The following is a 19635-nucleotide window of genomic DNA, read 5'->3' as shown; positions in this document are numbered from 1 at the left end:
TCTGCAGATCTGCGAAATCGCCCAACCAGTACCGCCCCCTGGCACCATTTTTTCTTTGATCGGGTCGGATGGAGCATGCGCTTCTGACACACCGAATTTGAAAAATGCCGGTCGTCCGCCAAGGTGTTTGGCCTGGCATCGGTAGGTGTTTGTTGGCATCCTGGCATTGCTTGCCTTTGATTCTCAGGAGCACCCCTTGGCCCATTCCCGGCCTCAAGTCTCCAGTGATTCGTTCTTCAAGATTGAAGAACTGGCATCAGAGAATTTCCCAAGAAATACGCGCAGTCGTTTGCCAATTGACCTGATCTGGCAGCACGGTTTTTAACGCACGGGCAGCCATCCAGTTCAGGCTCACCCCTTTTGCCAACTGACAATCCAACCCAAACCCCGCAGAACTGAGGCGCTGAGAGGCAACGCCCGCTGAACGTACATTTCCGCTATCGACGAAAAGGATGCCTGAGACACTGGCATTCAGCGCATGGTGGTACTCGGCATTCAGGAAATACCCGTCGGTGCCGGAAACCGCACCCGATGTGTAGCCTCGCACCGAGGTAGTGCCGCCAAGCTGGAGCAACATGGTCGATGGCAACACATTCGCGGTCGAATATTGAACCGTGGAGCGCAAAATCGAATAGCCGTTTGCGCCAATCCGTTCAAGCCAGGTACCGCTGAGCTGGGTGGCGCTGGCGCTATGACGCGCTTGCCCTAGCGACGCAAAACTCACCAGGGTGGTGTTGAGCCCTGCTGCCAAAGTTCGGTTTGGATCACGGCCGATGGCATTCAAGCCCAGGGTCAAGTTGTCAATATTGGTGTTGCTCAGCACTTCACCTGAAATCAAATTGCTGGCACTGGTATGGCCGACCGAAACCGCGCCATCGTAGCGCCAGATATCGTGTTTCGCGAGCGGCTGCGAAATGGTCAGCTGAGTGGTCTTGGATTGTCCCGTGATATCAAGCGCGCGGTAGGGGCCGGCGATCACGCTGGTCTTGATGTCACTGTGAGACAGCGTCCCCCTCCCACCTGACTGATTCAGGGGGATGCTGTAAGACATCGAAATCGGCGTCGACCCCTTGGAGTGCGTTGCGTTCAGCAAAATTCGGTCATCGATACCCAGCAAGCCATTGAGACCTGTCTCAAAGCCAACCTGCTCCCGTCCGACACTCTCAGCCCCCTCATTGTCGGCAAACACGCGCAACGGTACCAAAGGCGGTTCGCTCAGCTCGAGCAGGATGTCGGTCATCCCGAAATCTGCACCTGGACGCAAACGGGCTTCCATACGCGATCGATCGGACAGATTGAACAGTTCAATCCTTTCCTGCAATGCCGCGGTATCAAGAACTTTCGCAGGTTCGGCCTGCAGCCAGTTAACGGCATAGGCAGTAGACAACCGCTTGTTGCCCTCGACCGTGACGGTACCAAGTCGGCCCTCAACCAGGCTGATCTTGACCACGCCCTGGGTGATCTGCTGCGATTGCAGAATCGCACGCCCGGTCAGGATGGCGCGTTCTCTGTACAGGGCATTGATGTCGTCAACGATGGCCGACAGGCCACCGTAGTTGATTTCAGTCCCGACATACTTGGCGGCCACCGACGCCAACTGCTCTTGGGTCAGAAAGAAGCTGGGATCAAAGCGCAGCTCCTTCAATATGAACCGAACTTGGCTCCCCTGTTCGGGAGCGGCAACGGGTTGCTCGTCAACCAACACCGGTCCTGGCGGCTGGGCCTGCGGTTGTTGCTCCAGATAGCGTCGCCGATCAGCGTCATTGCGCTGCAAGGCAGCGGGATCAATTTGCGGCGCCTGAGATGGCGGCACGGCTTGTGCCCGCGTGGCGAGCGGCAACATGGCGAACCAACCCCACACCACACAAATTGCTGCTCTATTGAACTGACATCGCATCACATTTCCTTTTACATCTGTTCGCTGCTGCGGCTCATGGCTCACGCCTGTCCGCGCTTCAAAGCCTAAAGCTGGCCGAGATTCACCGCATCCATGCTGTCCTCATCCAGCCGCACCGGTTTCTTCTTTTCCTGGGTCGGCGGCGTCACCACGTCCCACTGTCGCGCCCAGTCAAATGGGCTGAGCAACAAGGCGTCGCGCAGCGCACTCGCGTTCAACCCCAACACATCGCTGTCGCGGTGATCCCGGTTGTAGCTCGCAGAATTGGCGTATGCCGACCGATCCAACTGCAGCACATAGGCATTGGTGAGGAAGTTGCGACCGTCCAGTGTCTGAAAGAACGGGCGAAGTGACGGCTGGTAAAACTGCGCCAGCAAGCCCGGCACAAACGCCGGAACAAAGCCACTCACCTCGAACGCGCCAGCGGGAGTCCGGTATTTCAGCAAGGTGCCGATGCGGGCATCGGCCATGGCGTTGTGGGAAGCGGTGCTGTCGATAGAGGCGTTGTTCGCATACAGGCGCTTGAACTCAAGGCCCGCCGGGGCATCCACCTTCAACACCACCTTCGACGCAATACCGCCGCCAAAACCGGTCGCGTCGATCTGGACCGGGTTCGGCCCCGATGCGGTGACACCAGCGGTAATGCCGTTGGCAGCCAATGACAGGGATTTCCCGAGGCGCACCTCATTGATGGAAATGTTGCCTGGGGTCGTCAACGCAAGCGTCTCACCAGTCAGTCGGTCGAGATCAATATTGCCGTTGGTGCGCAGCTGCAACGAACCGCCAGCTTCGATATCTCTGACCGCAACCGTGCTCCCAGCCGCCAGATCCAGTGCGCCACCGGCGGCCAACACATTGCCACTCAGTCCTTGCGATGTCGCAATCGACAGGTTGCCACCCGCCCTCATGGAGCCAAATTCGAAACTGTCTGCGGCGACCGTGATATCGCGCCTTGCCTGCATCACGCCAGTGGACGAGCCCACCAGCTTGCCGCTGACTTGAGCCTTCAGATCACGGCCCGCGCTCAGGTTGTTGTAAGTCAGATCGCCCTGCGTCGCCGTCAACAACACATCGTTCCCGGCCGACAGGGTGCCAATGCTCACGCTTCCCGACTTCAGCACGGCATCGGTGCCAACGCTGGCAACGCCAACGTCAATCCGAACCGCTGCATTCAGATCCAGCTTGCCACCCACGCCCAGCGTATCAACCGTGAAGGTGTTGCCAGCCGTCGCGTTCAAATTGCCGTCCACCGTCAGAACGCCTGCTTTGAAGTCGCCCGATGCGCTCACCACGCCATTGCCATGCACGCGCAACGCATGCAGATCGATCGTGGCCGCACTGGCATCGAGATCGCGCCAGACGTCACCGCTCATCACGCTCAAAGCCCCGGTGGCCTTCGCGCTCAGGTCGGCAGCATGTGCCGCACTGCCCACCTGAACACTGCCGAGCGCAATATCGCCAGCCGAGCGAATCGCCACCGACTGTGCGGTGTCGAGCGAGGCTATGGATACCTGAGCGGCCGTGATCTGGTCGAGCGCTGTGCCGCTTGTCTTGACAGCGTTCAATTGGGCACTGGTGTGGGCGTTGGCCGTGAGGGTGCTGGCTTGCAGCAAACCGCTGCCGGTCAACCCACCAACCAGGCTGGTCAAGTCGGCCGTGCCGCCAACGGTGACCCGGTCGAAGCTTGCCGAGTCGGCCACCACCGAGGCGTTCCCGTCAGCCTGCAGCAGGCTGCTGGCATCGCCGATCAGCGCTCCGCGCACGGTTGCCTGCAGATTGCCGCCGGCATTCAGGTTCGCGTAATGGATATCCCCAGCCTTGGCGATCAAATTCAGATCACGCCCGGTGGTGAAGTTGTCAAGCCGGAGCGCCGACGCTTCGAGGAAAGCATCGCGGCCGGTGGTCAGGCCGCTGGCGCGGCTATCGTCAAGCACCGCACTGCCGCCCAGCGTGATCCGCAGGTCGCGTGCGGCGGCCACCTTGCTGCCCGCAAGGGTAGAAAAATCGCCACCATCCAGCGTGATCACCAAGTCTTGCCCGGCCTTCACATCGGCCAACGCAACAGCGTTCGCGCTCAGCGTGGCATCACCACCCGCGTTGAGTTGACCACCCGCATTGCCGGTGATCTTGCCCTTTGCGGTCGCGCTCAAGGAGCCGCCGATGGCGTTGAGGTTGGTGTAGTCGATGTCGCCGGTGCGGGCGGTCAGGTCGATGCCACCGGCCGCCGTGAGCGCATGCAAACTGATCGCCGCCGCATTCATGCCGATGTTGCGACCCGCTGAAATGCTGCTGGTCGACGTGCTGTTGGCGGTGGCATCGGTCATGGTGCCGTTGCCGGTCATCGTCAACACAATGTCGCGCGCCGCTGCAATGCGGGCATTGGGTTCGATCACAAAAGCGCCATCGCCCGAATTGAGCAGCAGGTCGCGGCCAGCACTGACATCGGCCAAACGCATCTTCGCCGTGCCGGTGCTGGACAAGCGGATATCGCTCCCCGTGTCGCTGCTGGTGGCGCTGTTGCTGCCCGTTGCAGAAGCCACTTTGGAAGCAATGAAATCGACCGATGAACTCAGATCGATCGCCGTGCCCGCTTTCCCGACAATGCTTGCGGTGCGGTCCGTGAACTGGTTGTTCGCCAGCCCAATGAAGATATCGCCCGCACCCGTGGTCGCGTCGAGATTCTGCGCTGACACCACCAACCGGTGATCGCTGTCCTGGCCAATACCGCCGCCGTTGGTATTGGTCTGCGCATGCTGTGTGCCGCCGTTCAGGGTGACGGTGCCCGTCGAATAGACATTTTCGGCAGACCCCGTCGATCGCTGCAGGCCCAGGATTTTTCCGCTGGCCGAGCTCAGATCGACGTTTCCAGCGCTGAGCGCATCCACCGTGATGTCCGCACTGTCGGTCGACAGGCTCGCGTTGCCGCCCACCGCCAACGTGCCAACGGTGAACGCATTCTCATTGAACAAATCAAGGTCCTGGCCCACCGTGCCGAGCACCTCTCCTGGCGCCGCGTCGCTGCCCAGACGCGCAATCAGCTGCGTTCTGACCCCGTTGACCTCCTGGTAAACGCTTCCGGTGGTGTCCAGCGCCAAATTCTGCGCCGCCAAAGAGACCGCCGGAGCGCCGCCAATCGCATGGGTACTGAACACATTGCCCATGCCAGGCGCCGTATCGCTGGTCTTGATGGACAAGGTGTTGGCCGCAAACAAGTCCAGGAAACTGAGGTTCCCCTTCACCACATCCAGGTGGATGTCGCCGCCCTGTGCATTGCCACTGCGCGCCGCTTGCAACGGACCACTCACCTCCAGGGTCAGCGCCGCTGCCGCGCTGCCGATGGAGCCACTGCCATTCTGCAAATTCAGCGTGGAAGCCTTGACCGCCGTCACACCGCTGGCGGCGGCATTGCTCATGCCGCTTTCACTCACGATGGTCAGGTTTTGTCCGGCGCTGAAGCCCGCCAAGGGCAGGCTTCCCTGCGCCTGAATGTAAGCGTCGGTAGCGGCGCTGCCACTAAACGCCTGACCGACGTTCACGAAAACCGGGCTGGTCGGCTTGATATCAAAGCTCACCAGTTTGCAGTCCGCAATCGCTGCGCTGCAGGCATTGGGGTCCTGACCGTTGCTGCCGGCGTATTTCAGATTGATCAGGTCACCCGCTGAGTTGGCCGAGGCCAATGCGGCTTTCTGTTCAACAGACAGGCTGGCGCCGCTCAATCCGCCGCTGCTGAGGTCAAACGAAACCGCATCACCGAGCTTGCCGATGCCGGCGCCGGTGCTGACCAGCTCCACCCTGCGACCTTTGATGTTGATATCGCTGACCGCAGTGACCGCGCTGCTGGCCGGTTGCAAGGCCGAGGCATTGATCTGATACAGCAAGGCATCGTCGGTCCAATACTGCCCTCGGGTCAGGGCATCCACCTGATCGCTGCTGGCCGTGAAAGGCTTGTAGGTACGCGCCACGATGGCCGAAAAATAGTCTTGCGATGTGCCTGCAAGGCTGCTCGACGATCCGCCGTTCGCGGCGACGATGGCGGAAGACAGCGCCAGGTAGCGCGCCTGGGCGTAGTCCATGACCTGCTGCGCCGTGGCCGAAACCAAAGGCAAGGCCGACGACATACCGGGTGCATAGCTCTGCCCTGCCTGCGCCTGCAGGCTCTGGTCGGCTTGCGCCTGCAGCGCCTTGATGCCATCAGCGTCAAGCACAAAGCCACCGTTGACGACGGCGCCATGGCCCATCAACGCCCAATAACTCGCGTAGTTGCCATTGACCGTGTTCTCGAAGGCGGTGATCGCCGTGAGGTCGTTGCTGCTTGCATGCAGGCTCATCTTGTCCCACACCGCCGCGAGTTCGGCGCTGTTGTCCGAGCGCTGCGCGGTGCGGCCATCGAGCAAATTGCCCGCCGCAACCAGCTTGACATCCCCCACCGTGGTGACGTGATCAAGATAGAGGTCGCCCGCGTTTTGCCAAATACCGATATCGCCCAGCGCATCCGCGTTGAGCACACCGCCAGTGATGGCGCCCGTCTGGGCGTTGGTGCTGGCCAGCGTCTGAATGATGAGCGGCGCTGCAATGCTGCCAATGCTGCCGTTGTCGCTCAGCAGCGTGATGTTGCGGCCGGTGACCGCTACGGGAAGCGCCACGGGAAGCGCCGCGTCACCCAGCATGCTGCCGTTGGCGTGTACCAGCACATCGCCAGAGGCATTGGTGCGAATGTCGGACAAGATCGCATCAGCACCGCTGAGCGCCAGACCAATATCGCCGCTGTGGCTGATGGCCGAGACCTTGTTCAACCCAGCGGCTGCGACCAACGGGTTGGTCAGCGTGACTTTCAGCGGATCGTTCAGTGCGCCAATGCTGCTGTCGGCCTGGATGGCAAGCGACTGGGTGTTGATCACGCCATTGGCATTGGCCGACACCGTGGCCCCCACCCCATTGGCGGTCAGCGAGGTGAGGCCGTTGATGTTTTGAATGTTCCCACCCAGCAAGATGGACGACTGTGCTGACGCAACCGACACTTCACCCGCCTCACGGCCCCCATCAAAACCGATCTTGATGCCGTAATCGGCTTTCAGGCTGACGGTCGAGGCGATGTGGGCGCTCGTCATCACATCCCAGTTCCACTTCCAATCACCGCCATACGTGTAGTTGACACTGTAGACATTGCTTGTCGCGGAGCCGGTAAAACTCTGCTGGAATGCCGTATCAACCAGTGAGGCGTCCGTTATGACCCCCTTGGTGATTTTCCAGACATCGCCCAGCGAATCGGCAGTGTTTGACTTCAACTCCGTCCAAGTCCAGGCCGTAGTGGTCGCGCTTGGCCAGTCTCCACCCGTCACCGTGAACGTGCGACTCAGGTCGGCATCGTATTGCCATTGATAGCGGGCGCCCTCGGCAGGTGCATATTGGCCGTTGGAAACGCTGGTAGTCAGCCCCGCGTAGTCGGTTGCCGTGTGGCTTTGATATTGGCTCGTGCCTTGCCCAAGGCGGTTCACATACCAGGTTGTCAGGGCGTTGCCCTGGCTGTCGTGCTTGAGCGTGTCGGTAATCTTGATCACCCCCACGTTGCCATTGCCGGTGTTGATGTCGCCCGTCTGCAGAATGGCCCCGGTGTTGTTGACGATATCGACCTTGGCAAAGCCGGTGGCCACCTCGATGGAGCTGCCGCTGCTGGTCGAGTTGTTGGTATTGATGATTTGGCCGCGCAGGCTCACAGAGCCCGCACCGCCGCCAGAAATATTCTGCAGCACCAGTTGTTTGATGCTCGGGTCGTAATACACATCGACCGCGGTAGCCCCACTGGCAACCGCAATGCCCGAGGTGGGGTATTTGTAGAGGCCGTTGGCGGTCAGAAAGCTGCTGACACTGGGCCGGCACACCGCGTCGTTGATGCAATCGATGAAATTCTTCCCTGCGGGAATACCGTTGCTGCTCGTGCCAATGACGTCGCTGATGGTGGCCGAAAAATCGTGCGCCAGCCCGGCCTTGATGCTGCCGTTGATGTCGATGTATTTGGCGTTGATGATCGCGTTGGTGCCGACCACAATGGTCGACGTCGTTGCCGCCTCGGGCAGGGTCGTTACTGTATTGACCAACTTGCGCACGCCGATAGCTGGCAGGGCGTAGCGGTTGACGTAATAACTGGTGTCGCTGCCATAGGTCTCTTTGTAGGAATCGCTCGATCCTGCGTAATAGCCATTGCCCGGGTACATGAACATGTAGCCGGTTCCGTTGGTTGGCCCGTCGTACCCAAAACAAAAGAATGAACCACCACAATAGTTTCCTGGCGACCCCGCCAAGAACATCCCAAGGGCCTCGTTTGATGCGGAGTCTGCACTCGTGTAGTCTGACTGGTGCTGGGCAAAATAGTTGGCCACCAAAGTAATCGCCTCATCGGCAGACCCCACAGTCCCGTGTCCACCGCCGCCGTCCGAAGTCAATGAGCTTCGGTTGCCCAAAGGGTTGCTGCCGCCGGGCAGGAAGACAGTTGACCCATTCGAGGCGTTCCACAAGTTACCTAAAAATTTGGTGCTTGTATCCAAAATCGCGCCCGCCGCACCATATGTCGCCTGCGGATCCCCCGTGAGGAAATAGCCCGCCGTGGGTGAATTGACGATGAACGCTCCGTTGGGCACCTGCACATCAAGGCTGCTGACGGACACAGCGCCGAATTGCCCAAGATCGCCCGATTGGTTAAAGATCGACAGCGAGCCGCCGGCGCTCTCAATGCTGTTGGTCAAGAAGATGGCGGGGGCGGTAACTGGAGCCTGGCCTGGCACCGAGGTATCAAAGGTATTGCGAATATCGATCGATGCCGCGCCGTCTTTGTTGTTTTCGGTTGTGATCAGGCCAACTGGCGCCTGGCCAGTGCCGCGCAGCCGGATGTTGCCGCCCAACTCATTCGGAATGAACAGTTGGTCCACCACCAGGAAATCGGCGCTGGCATTGTGGAGCGAAATCGTCGGGCCGCCCCAAGCCGTCATGCTGCCCGAGCCTTCAATCTGGTCGGCGGTGATGTCGATATTGCCGCCAGCGGCCATGGTGTCTTTGACTTCGATGGCACTGATCTGAGTCGAGGCGTTCAGTCCACGGCCGTTCAGGGTCTGGATCAGCGCATTCAGGGTATCGATCTGCGCCTGGGCATCGGCTTGCTCCGAGGTGCTACTTGATGAGGCTTTGAGCACACCCAGTCGGTTGACCTGGTCAATCAGGTTCTGCACTGGCTTGTAATCGGCAATCTTGTCTACGGCATCGACCAGATTCTTCTGGTCGGTGATGTTGCCGTAAGCATCCACATCCAGCGACACCTCGTGCCGGGTACCGGCCACGGCGGTGCCGTTGAAGCTCAGCGATTGCTGGCCGTCGTTGCTGGTCGACTGGCTGCTGTTGGACACCGGTATGCCCAATATCGTGTAATGCCCGCTCCCGGAAGCTGCCGCGCTGGTCACCCCTGCCACGCCAGCCAGCGCAATATCGCGCACGCTGTCGAGCGTGACGCCGTCCGCCACGGTGACTGTGCCGTTGTTGTGAATATTGGCCTCACCATGTGGGTCGGTGCCGTTGAAGGCGCCGTCAAAGTACACCTGGTTGGTGGCCTTGGCCTGCAACACATTGCTCTTGCTGCCGCCATCGGCCTTGCCGGTTGCGAGGCTCAGGTTGCCCCACGAATCGAGCTTGGCGTCGGCATTGATGTTGACCTTTTGATCAACATTGATATCGGAGGTTGAATTGCCCCCTGCGCCGCCGGCCAAGCCATAGCCATGTGCGTAGGAATCATTTTTGATGTTGGCGGTGCTGTAGGTGCCCAAGTCAAGATTGCCTACGCTGCTGAGCACGCTGCGTTCCCCAACCGTGATGCTGTTGACGCTGTTGACGCGGGTGATCGATTTGGCGGTGAGCCCGGCGAAAGCCCCGCCCGCATTGACGCTGGCGGAGTCGGTGGCAACCACCGTGTTGCCCACCACCACCACCAAATCCCCGTGGGTGGACGACAGCGGATTGCCGCTGACCACCAGCGATGCATCATCGCCAATGTTGGCTCGGGTGTGGGTGGTGATGTCGTTGACGCTGCTCATGCCCGCCCCTGCCACGGCGCCGCCGCTGGCCCCTTTGGCGTTGTCGCCCAAGTCGCTTTCGACGGTGGCATTCAGCGCCTCGATGCGAATGTCGGTGGCATTCAGTGAAGCGTTTTTGCCGATGTCTGCGGCCACCGTGTAGTCCACCGCTCCGGTGGAACTGGCGCCGCTGCCACCGGCCAGCGACCCTTGTACGGCATCGCTCTGGCTGAAGAATTGGCTGGCGTGTTTGGCCGAGAGGCTGACGTCACCGGCCCACAATGTGGGGCCGGCCACATTGGCGCCCACGATTTCTGCGGTGGTGCTGCCCTTGGTCGAGGTGGCCGCGATGGCGGCCGCGCCCGCCAGGATGCCGCCGGCGCCGGCTTCGGAATAGGCCTGGTTGTCATCCGTGCCGTCGGCTTGAATGGTCAGGTCGCCGATGAAAAGCAGCGCATGGGCTCCGCTGCCCAATGCCGCCCGGGTCGTGCGATTGGAGCTGGCCTGCGCGTAATCCGCACCCACCCCCAGCACGCCACTAACACTGATCCCGCTGGCCTTGGCCAACTGAGACGAATCGGCCAGTGCGCTGATCGCCACATCCCCATAGGGCAAGGTGACGTTGTTGCCCACCAGGGCCTCGGTGTCGCTGTTGTTGGTGGCAAATGCCAGCGCGCCATTGATACCGGCCAATGCACCGCCGCCGGCCGCAAAGGCACTGGCATCGGCGCTCTCTGCACCATCAGGCTTCAGGGTTTGGGCCTTGACCGCCAACGAGGAAGGCAACACATCGCCGTTGGAGGCCATCAACAAGCCAAAGACGACGCCGTCGCCCACTTTAGCCAAAGTTTTGCCGGTGATCTGAGCATCCGATTCCGAAACACCCACCTGCACACCGCCAGCCACACCGAACGAAGAGGTGTCCGCCTTGACCTGCGGCGTGCGCGTGGCCAATACGCTGATGGTCTTCGCTGCGACTGCTGCGCCAGCGCCGATGTCGGCCGTGATATTCACGCTGTCGGTGGCCGCCGCATGGTTGCCGCCCAAGGCCGCGCCTATGCCGCCGGTGCCGACTTGCGCCTTGGCGTTCACACGGCCGCTGCTGCTGGCCTCGATTTTGAGCCCATCAGACCCGAGCGCCACCATGCCGCCGGCCTGTGCGACCCCGGTAGCTGAAGCGGGGTTGAATGTGGCCTGCACACTGCCAGTTTTTGTCGCATCGACATACGTGAGACCACCGCCAACGAAGCCTGCCGCGACGCTCACCGCTTGCGCATCGATGCTGCTGCTGTCGGTTGCCAACACGGTGGCATTGCCCGAAGCCGTCACATGGCCACCCACATCGGCCAGCACCTGATTGTTGAGGGTCGCCAGACCAACGGCAGCGCCCAGACCAACCACTCCGCCCCCACCGGCGATGGCTGTGGATGTGATGCCGTCTGAGCTGCTGCCGTTTTCGTTGCTCGCACTGACCTTCAGGTTGCCTGCGGCGACCAATGTCGATTGGCTGTCGGTCCCGGCTTCGACGTTGTTGTAGACGCTGCTGACGGTGACCGAGCCGCCAAGGCCAACCCCTCCGACGCCAGCAGAACTGGCGTTGTTCGTGATGTTGGTGGTGGCCGAGGCCAACACCTCGAGGTCGCCAACTGCGTCGGTGGTCGTGACCGTGCTGGACGCAATGTGGGCAACGGCGCTGTTGCGGTTGCCTGCGGTGAGGGCTCCCTCGGTATCGAGGTTCACGCGGGTGCTCTGGTCGAGCGCTGCCAGCTCTGCGGTGCTCAGCGTGCCACCTGCGTCACCGGTGTTGTTGCGGGAGGTCAGGGCATTGACCGAACCCAATACACCACCGCTACCGGTCAGGCCATCTGGCACTGCGGCATCGCCGGAACCGAGCTGGATCAGCGAGACGGTAGCGCCCACGCCAACGTACGCACCAGCGCCAACCGAGATGGCGGTACTGGACAGCGCCTGGTCATTGTCAGCCGAGAGCTTAAGACTGGCACTCTCCACCTGGCTGTCGCGTATTTGCGCCAGCACTTGCGCCTTCGCGACTGTTACCGCCACTGTCGCACCAATGCCGGCGGCACTGGCGCCGAACCCCAACGCACCAGCACCTTGCAGGTTTAAATCGGTTTCGGCGGCGTTTACGCTCAATTTGCCACCCGCCGAGAGACCCGTGGAGCCCGTTTGGCCGACATAAGCGACCTGCGCTTCGGTCTTGTTCTCGTTGAGCAGCACCCCGGCAGTCAGGCCGATGCCAACCGAGCCACTGACCCCAGCCGAGGCAATGTAAAGGGCGTTGTTCATCCCCGTGGTGGCTTCGACACCCACATCACCGAGGGAGGTGACTTCGGTGTCTTTCGGTGTATAGGCTTGGGCCACACCCAATGCATTGGTGGGCGCATAGGCATCGCCGATGTACGCCTGGGTGGTCTGGCGCGAATCGACCACGGAAAACACCGCACCCAAGCCGACACTGGCGCCGCCGCCAATCGAGCCACCGATCAGGTTGACCGATTGCTGGCTGTTCGCATGGATCGCGAGACTGCCCACATCGGCTTCGCCGCCAATCAACGCGGCAACGGTGTTGCCGCTCAGCTCGGCGACCAGTCCGGTACCGGCACCGCCAGCGTCACTGCCAATGGCCACGCCGCCCGCCAGCGCACCGATGGTGGCGCTGCTTTGCGCATGGATGCCCAACAGGCCAGCCGCGTTGACATCGCTGTCGGTCACGCGCGCCGTGGTCGATCCAGACATCACCTCGGTATCGATGGCAATGCCACCCGAGGCCCCCGCCGAGAGGGCCACCGCGCCGACGAGGCTGGAGCTGGCGGCGTGGGTACTGGCCTTGACATCGACATCCTTGCCCACCAACGCCAAGGCGCCAGCCACCTGGTTGATCTGCGCGCCGGTGATTTCAGCGGTCGTGCTGCCACCGATATGGTTGGTGACCGTGGTCAGCGCCGCGGCACCATCTTTTCCAGCGCCAACAGATACGGCGGCAGAACTCAGTGTCTGAAGGCTGGTCGCATTGACGGCCAGACCATTCATACCCAGACCATTTTTTTCGAAAGTTTTTTCCTTGAGCGCCGCCGGCTTGAAAGTGGCCGAGGCGGTCAAGCTACTGAGCAAGGAAACGGTGTTTTGAAGCTCGCCGGTATTGATGCTCATCGTATCGTTGGCATCGGCGCCCCTGGCGATGACCGAAGTGGCGCTCTGCCCGGCATCATCGTTGCCACCCACGGTCGCTGAGGTTTCGTCCGACAGCAAATTCACCGAGGTCGACATCCCAACGCCTGCGGCTGTGAGCGACAAACCTGCGCCACCGGCCAGCGCCGCCACTTCGTTGGTGTTGCTGGCAATGACGCCAACGTTGTTGGCGGCATCCACATCGGCATTGGCGTCGATGGCCGCACGCGTTTTGCTGCCAGATTGATTGACGGCCACCGAGCCGCCGCCGGCCAGCCCGGTGGTGCCACCGGCAGCGCCACCGAGGCCGACCGCGATGCTGTGCGTGGTCTCGTTCGACAGGGCTTCAATCCACGCGTTTTGAACACGCACCGTGTCGGCCGTGCCAACCACATGCTGACCACCTGCCAGCGTGGCATTCACCTCGTTGGCGATCCGGTTGACGGCGATTGCAGCACCGGCACCGGCAGTCTCGCCGGAACCGTAGGCCCCGGCCAGCGATTCGATGGCGGAGCTGTCTTGGGCCTTGATCGTCAGCTTGACACTGCTGCCTGCGAGGCTTGAGGCGGTCAGTTCGGCGCTGGTCTTGTTGGCGATGGTGTTGGCCGTGGACGACAGGCCGATGCCCGCCTGTTTGCTCACGCTGACGCCCAGAGCCATGGCGCTGATTTGGGTGTTGGTGGTGGCTTCGATGTTGACCACCTTGTCGACCGTCAAGCTGCTGTCGTTCACCTGTGCCGACTGCTTGAGCCCGACCTCATTGACCGAGATACCCACGCCGGCTGAGTTGCCTTTCAAGGCAAGCGCTGCCCCGCCAGACAAGGCCTGGATCGATGCGTTGGTGCCGTCGGCATCTCCAGCCTTAACCGTCAGGCTTTTGGCGCTGATGGTGCTGCCCGACACAGTGGCGTCGAGGGAGTCTTTGATCACATTTTGCGCATACGAGCCGCCCACGGCATTCGCTTCGTCCGACTGGGACACTGCGGCAGCGATGGTGTGCAGGCTGGCTTCATGCTGCGCATCGACCTTGACGCCACCTGAGGTAGCGGTGATAGCGGCATTGACGACGTTGGCCTGAGTGTCGCTGTCGCTTGTGTTGTACGCGATGGCCGCGCCACCACTGTTGCCCGATTTCGATTTACTGGCGGACCCCGCCACCGACCAGACTGAGGTCGCGGAGGTGGCCGTCACAGCCACCAGATCGATCGGATCACCCGAGCTGTTGCTGGCGGTCACCTGGGTGGTCGCCGCGCTGACGTCATCGTTGCCGATTAGGGCCAGCGTGGTGTTGTGCACCAAATTGACGGTGGCGGACCCGACCCCCGCAGCGTTGCCGCTGGAGCCAACGGCGACGCCCAGCGCCACACCGATCACACTGGTGTGGTCGGCTGCGCGCACATCGACGCTGCCATCGACCGTGCCAGACAGCTGCGCGGTGGTCTCGTTTTGCACATCGTTGTAGGTCACCGATGCACCGAACGCCGACTTCCCGGCCTGCACCGAACCCGCGATGGCAATGATGGAGGCCCCATCGGGTGTTTCGTTAAGCAGCCCCGTGTCGGAGAAATCGACCACATTCTGGCCACCGTTCTGGGGTGAACCGCTCAGCGCGACATCGGCCTGGGTGAGCAGATCGCTCAAACCTTCTTTGGACGGGCTATCGGTGGCGACCACGAGGGTCTTGTCGGCCGTCACTTCGCTGTCATTGATCGATGCGTTGGTGTGGTTGCGCACCAAGGCCACGGCGGTGCTTGCGCCAGCCGCGGTCTTGCCCGTGGTGCCGGCAACTTCCAGGGCTGTGGCCACGATGGTGGTCGGGCTCAACGCCGCCACCGTCAGGCTATCGAAGCCGCTGTTGATGGTGGTGTCATCAAGGTGGGCGCTCACGGCATTGCTGACGTCGCCCAAACTCATTGCGACACCCACCGCGGTTGAGCCACCGATGGCCAGCGCGCCGCCACCAATGCCCAGCAAGGTTCCGTCGTAGGCCAGTACCTTGATGCCTCTGGAGGTATTGGGGGTATTGGCTTTGGCGGTGAATTCGCTTTGGCTGGCAAACGCCTCGGTGGTGTTCCTGACCTGGGCCAGCGAGACCGAGCCCACCAGCGTGGTTGAATCTTTCGTCTCGGAATTGGAAGCCAGGCCAAGGCCAACCGCAACGTGTTGGCCCGAAGTCCAGGCGTTGATGTCCACCGACTCGATACCTTTGAAGGTACTGCCGGTGGTGCCGGCAAGGGTGTTGCCGGTTTCAAGATCAATCGCCACAGCGCCAGCCAGCGCGCCACTTCTCTCCACGCTCGGCGCACCGGCCATGGTCAGTGCCGCGCCACCGCTGACGGCGATCAGGTTGGTGTTGTTGCTGGCCGTCAGCGCAAGCGTGGCAACCGTTGCGTCGGTGGCCGCATCGATCGTGGCCGAGGCGGTGATATGGGAATTGTTGACGCTGGCGCTGCCCGCGGCAGACAGGTTCAATGTGGGCTGATCGGGCTGCGGATCCGCCTTCTTCGCCAGGTCTTGGGCCTCGCGAAGCGGCTGCGTGATCTCGCTGACTTTTGCATCAGCTTCGGCCAATTTGCTGGCGCTGCTGTCGGTGATGGGTTGCGTAGCCGTCTGGGCCTTGGTTTCGCTGGTTTGCGCCGCATCGTCGGCTGACTTGGGCGGCGCTGGCTCGCTCTTTGCGCGGGCAGCGGCGATGCTGAGCGCACCGGCCTGCCCCTGCGTCTCAGCCTTCACACTGAGACTGTCCAGGGTTAACTTGCCTGCGCCAGTCAAATTGACCTGGGTGGAACTCGCGCGCAGAGCGGAGACATCTCCGATCAGCGCGGCCGTGGTGGTTTTCAAGTCATTGAGCGCGATGCTGGCGCCAACGGAGGTGCCGGAGCTGCTGTTGAATGCGCCGGCGACGGTCCACACTTCCATCGATTCCTGCGCGGCGATGTCCAGGCTGCCTGAGGTCACAATGGCCCGATTGCTGAGGGCCGCCTGGGTCTCATTGTTGATATGGGTATAGGCCCCTGCGCCATTGCCACTGATGGAGGAGCCTTCCCCGGTAGACGGTGCAATCACATAGGCTTTGTCGTCACTGTCGGCGAGTATCGAGATGCCGCCGCTGGTGGCTGTGAGGGAGACGCCGTCATCGACCCCGGCACGGGTCTTGTTCGCGTAATTCACACCCACAAAGGCACCACCCACCGCTGTGGTGTCAGCACCGCCGCCGGTGCCGCTGATCATCTTTGCCGAGAGATTGCCGGCCACATCGATCGTCTCAACATGGCTGTGCGCAGCGATGCTGATGGGCTGGGCCACAGTCAGGCTGCGAGATGGGCTGCTCGATGGGCCGTCGTCGAGCGCAACGGTGCGCGCTCCACTGGAACCCTTTGCGGTCAGTTGCGCACTCTGGTCTACCCAAGCCCGGCTGGTGTTGGCAACATCGAACCAGTTGACGGACCCGGCCAGCGCAGCACCCGTCGCGTCCGCCGAGGCGTTTGCGTAGCTGGTCAGCACCTCTTCGGGAAGACCCAACTTGGGGCTGAGCTTGTTGGTGATCGCACTGAAGCCATCCCATTGGGCCCAAGTGATGTCCAGCGGCTGGGCAACATTGCTGTCAACAACAATCGCTTGACCCGTGATGTCGGCGCGTTGACCGATCAGCGCCTGTGCATCGTGTTTCAGGAAAGCCATCGCCACCCCGGCGCTGGCGCTGTATTGCGCGGCAGGATCGGCAGCGGTCCCATCGGCGGTCGTTGTCGCCGAACTGACGGCACTCTGAGCGATGTTGTGCACCACATGGTCTTCAACATTCGCATACACCACCACATCCCCCCCCGTCGACTCAACTTTGGCCGACGGACCAATCGATGCGTGGGCACTGAAATTCGCGTTGACCAACGACAAGGCAGAGCCAATTTTCAACGTGGTGGTCGAGGGATCGGTGCTGCCGCCCGAGGCTTTGTTGGCGCTCTTGGTCGACGCAGCCAACTTGTTCGTGATGATGCTGCTGGCGCTGGTCAGCACATCGGAGCCCCCCGCAAGAGCTTGCATCACACTATTGGGAAGATATTTGGCGGCGATGCCGCTGCCGGTTTCGGTTGAAGCCTTGGTGAAGTTTTTCAAGGTCAGGTTTTCGGCCTGTACCCGCACATTGCCGCCGGCCGTTGTTGCATCGGCATTCAACTCGGCCACGCTGCTGTTGCTCAAGTCGCCAATGGCGGCCGCAATGCCCGCCTTGCCGGTGCCCCAGGCGCTGCTGCTGGCTTGAACCGAATAGCTGGCCTCGCTGAGGCCGATCACATCGATCCCGCCCGTGATTTTGAGGTCCGCCCCTTTCTGGACGATGGCGGAAGTCTTCACGTCGCTCTCACCATACGCAAAACTGACCCCGATGTTCTCGTTGTAGCTGAACACCTTGGCCTGAACATCGAGCACGCTGCTGTTGGTCGCTTTGACCGAGAGGTCGCCACCGGCAGTGAGCTTGGCGCCGCTTTCGACCAGCGCGCTCGCCCCGCCCTCGACCGTCCCGTGCACAGCAACGGTATTGAAAAGCGGATTGGCACTGTCGCCCAGTTTCACATCCAGCTTGGAGACCTGCGAGCCCGTTGCACTGATATCGATCTTGTCGACGGCGGTCAGGCTTGCGGTGCTTCCGATCGTGACGCTGGCGGTGCCACTGGAGACCCCTTCAACCCATTTGAATCCGAGCAACCCAGTGGCCCTGTCTTTGGCATCCACCACGCTGCTGTCGATAAACAAATCGGGGTTGGTCGTTTCCGCTTTGGCGGTTGCGCTCAGCGTGATGACATGGCCATTCAGGGTGCCGTTGGCGAGGATGCTGGCATCGGCGTTGCGGTTGCCCATCACCGTGCTGATGTCCTCGCTGAGGGCGGTGGCCGTGATGTTGCCTACGCTGCTTCCAGTGACGTTTACCCCGGTATTGATCGTCGAGCCGGCATTGAGGGTGATCTTGCTGCCATTCAGTTGAACGTTGCCGCCACTGGTGCTGATGTTGGAACCCGTGTTGAGGACCACCTCTGAGCCGCTCAAGGTCAGTGTGGATGTGTTCTGCGTCAGGGTATTGGTCAGATCGAGATTGGTGCTGGTCCCAGTGGCACCGCCCACGGTCAGAATGGCGGACGCGGCGACCGTCGTATTCTGGTTGACCCGAGACTGCAGCCAGCCCACCGTAACGACGTTGTCGGTGGTAGCGCTTGCTGCGCCATCGATAATCTCGACGTTCTCGGGGTCAATCAGCAGGGAACCTGCGGTGCCTTTGGCCGCGGAGGTGTCTACGGCACCCGTGATGCGCAGGCCCGTAACGCTTGAGACTTCGACCATGCCGCCGTTGCCACTGTCACGACCACCACGCGCGGTGGCCTGGCCCGCAAAGTTGTTGCCGTGGTCGCCCCAGACCAGAATCTGGCCGCCATCGCCCGCCTCAATGGCGTCGGCCGTCAGGCTGACGCCTTGGTTGACCACCGTGCTGTTGGCATGCTGCGCCGCGCCCCCCGCCCCGGCCATCACGCCCACCTGGATCTGGCCGCCACCACTGGTACCGGCGGCATCCAGACGTGCATTTGCGGTGAGCTCGATTTTGTCGGCCATGACCGTCAACGTGCCACCGCTGCCGCCCCCTTCGCGCCGCGCCACATCAAGTGAACCGCTGATCTGAAGGGCGCCGCCGGCGACGAGTTCGATGGCGCCGCCCCTGTCGATCAGACCCGATGATGGCTGCAGGCCGCCGGCATTCACGGCGTCGCTGAATGCGGCGCGATGCACCACATCAGCACCTGCGGCAAGCGTGCCGCCGATGTTGATCTGGGCAGCGTTCAGACGGATTTGCTCGAGTGCATTGACCTGGCCGTCGATGCGGATCAGTCCGCCAGACGAACGCTCGGCGTCGCCCCGCAACAGGCTGCCAGCGGCCAGGTCGCTGACGGTCCCGTCGATACCGATGACGCCATCCACGAACCCGCGGGTCGGGGTCAGCACCGACAAGCTGCCCACATTCAAAACCCCTGAGCCGCCGACCAACATGCCGTTGGGGTCTGCAAAAATGACATTCCCGCCGATGCGGCCGTCTCTCAAGCTGTTCACCACGCCATTGATTTCAATCGCCCGGTCGGTCACCAGATTGACCAGATTCTGCGTCGCGCCCGGCAGGATCAGATTGACCGTGTTGTTGCGATCAACCTCGAATCGCGAAAAAGAATTGAATCCCGTTACGCCCTTGATCGTGCCGGTCGTGATGTTGGTGACGCTGCCGTTGACTTGCAACTGGGTTGCGGTTTTTTCGGTCGGAATGATCTGGTTCTGAGCCTGAACAGACGAGGCGCCGGTGCCAAAAATGGCGGCCAATGCCAGCGCGAGACTGGTCCTTCGGTGCAGACGGGGCAACTTCGCCGCGGTAGAGGTTCCAGCAGCAATTAGGTGGGGTAAGTTGGTGTGCATGAAAGGCCTCGGCTGCTGAATGTTGGGGCGGAGTCGCTGAGGTACCAGCGC

General features: G+C 61.6%; 2 protein-coding genes. Both read right to left on the bottom strand.

All coding sequences use genetic code 11. The annotated features are described in order from the left end of the window. Positions 1–256: 256 nt before the first annotated feature. A complete protein-coding gene (locus E5678_RS04665; protein ID WP_136177447.1) occupies positions 257–1942 on the bottom strand; it encodes a ShlB/FhaC/HecB family hemolysin secretion/activation protein in 1686 nt (561 codons plus the stop codon). A 20-nt stretch (positions 1943–1962) separates the two neighbouring features. Then, the gene (locus E5678_RS04660; protein ID WP_136177446.1) at positions 1963–19584 is read right to left on the bottom strand and encodes a leukotoxin LktA family filamentous adhesin; all 17622 of its coding nucleotides are present in this window, start codon (positions 19582–19584) and stop codon (positions 1963–1965) included. Positions 19585–19635: the final 51 nt, after the last annotated feature.

It is taken from the genome of Hydrogenophaga sp. PAMC20947, from assembly GCF_004795855.1.
GTDB lineage: Bacteria > Pseudomonadota > Gammaproteobacteria > Burkholderiales > Burkholderiaceae_C > Hydrogenophaga.
Note: the sequence above shows the minus strand (reverse complement) of the source record. Positions and strands in the feature narration are given on the sequence as shown.

Coding starts and splice junctions, on each gene's coding strand:
- E5678_RS04660 (WP_136177446.1), bottom strand. CDS start 19,584: ATGCACACCAACTTACCCCACCTAATTGCTGCTGGAACCTCTACCGCG.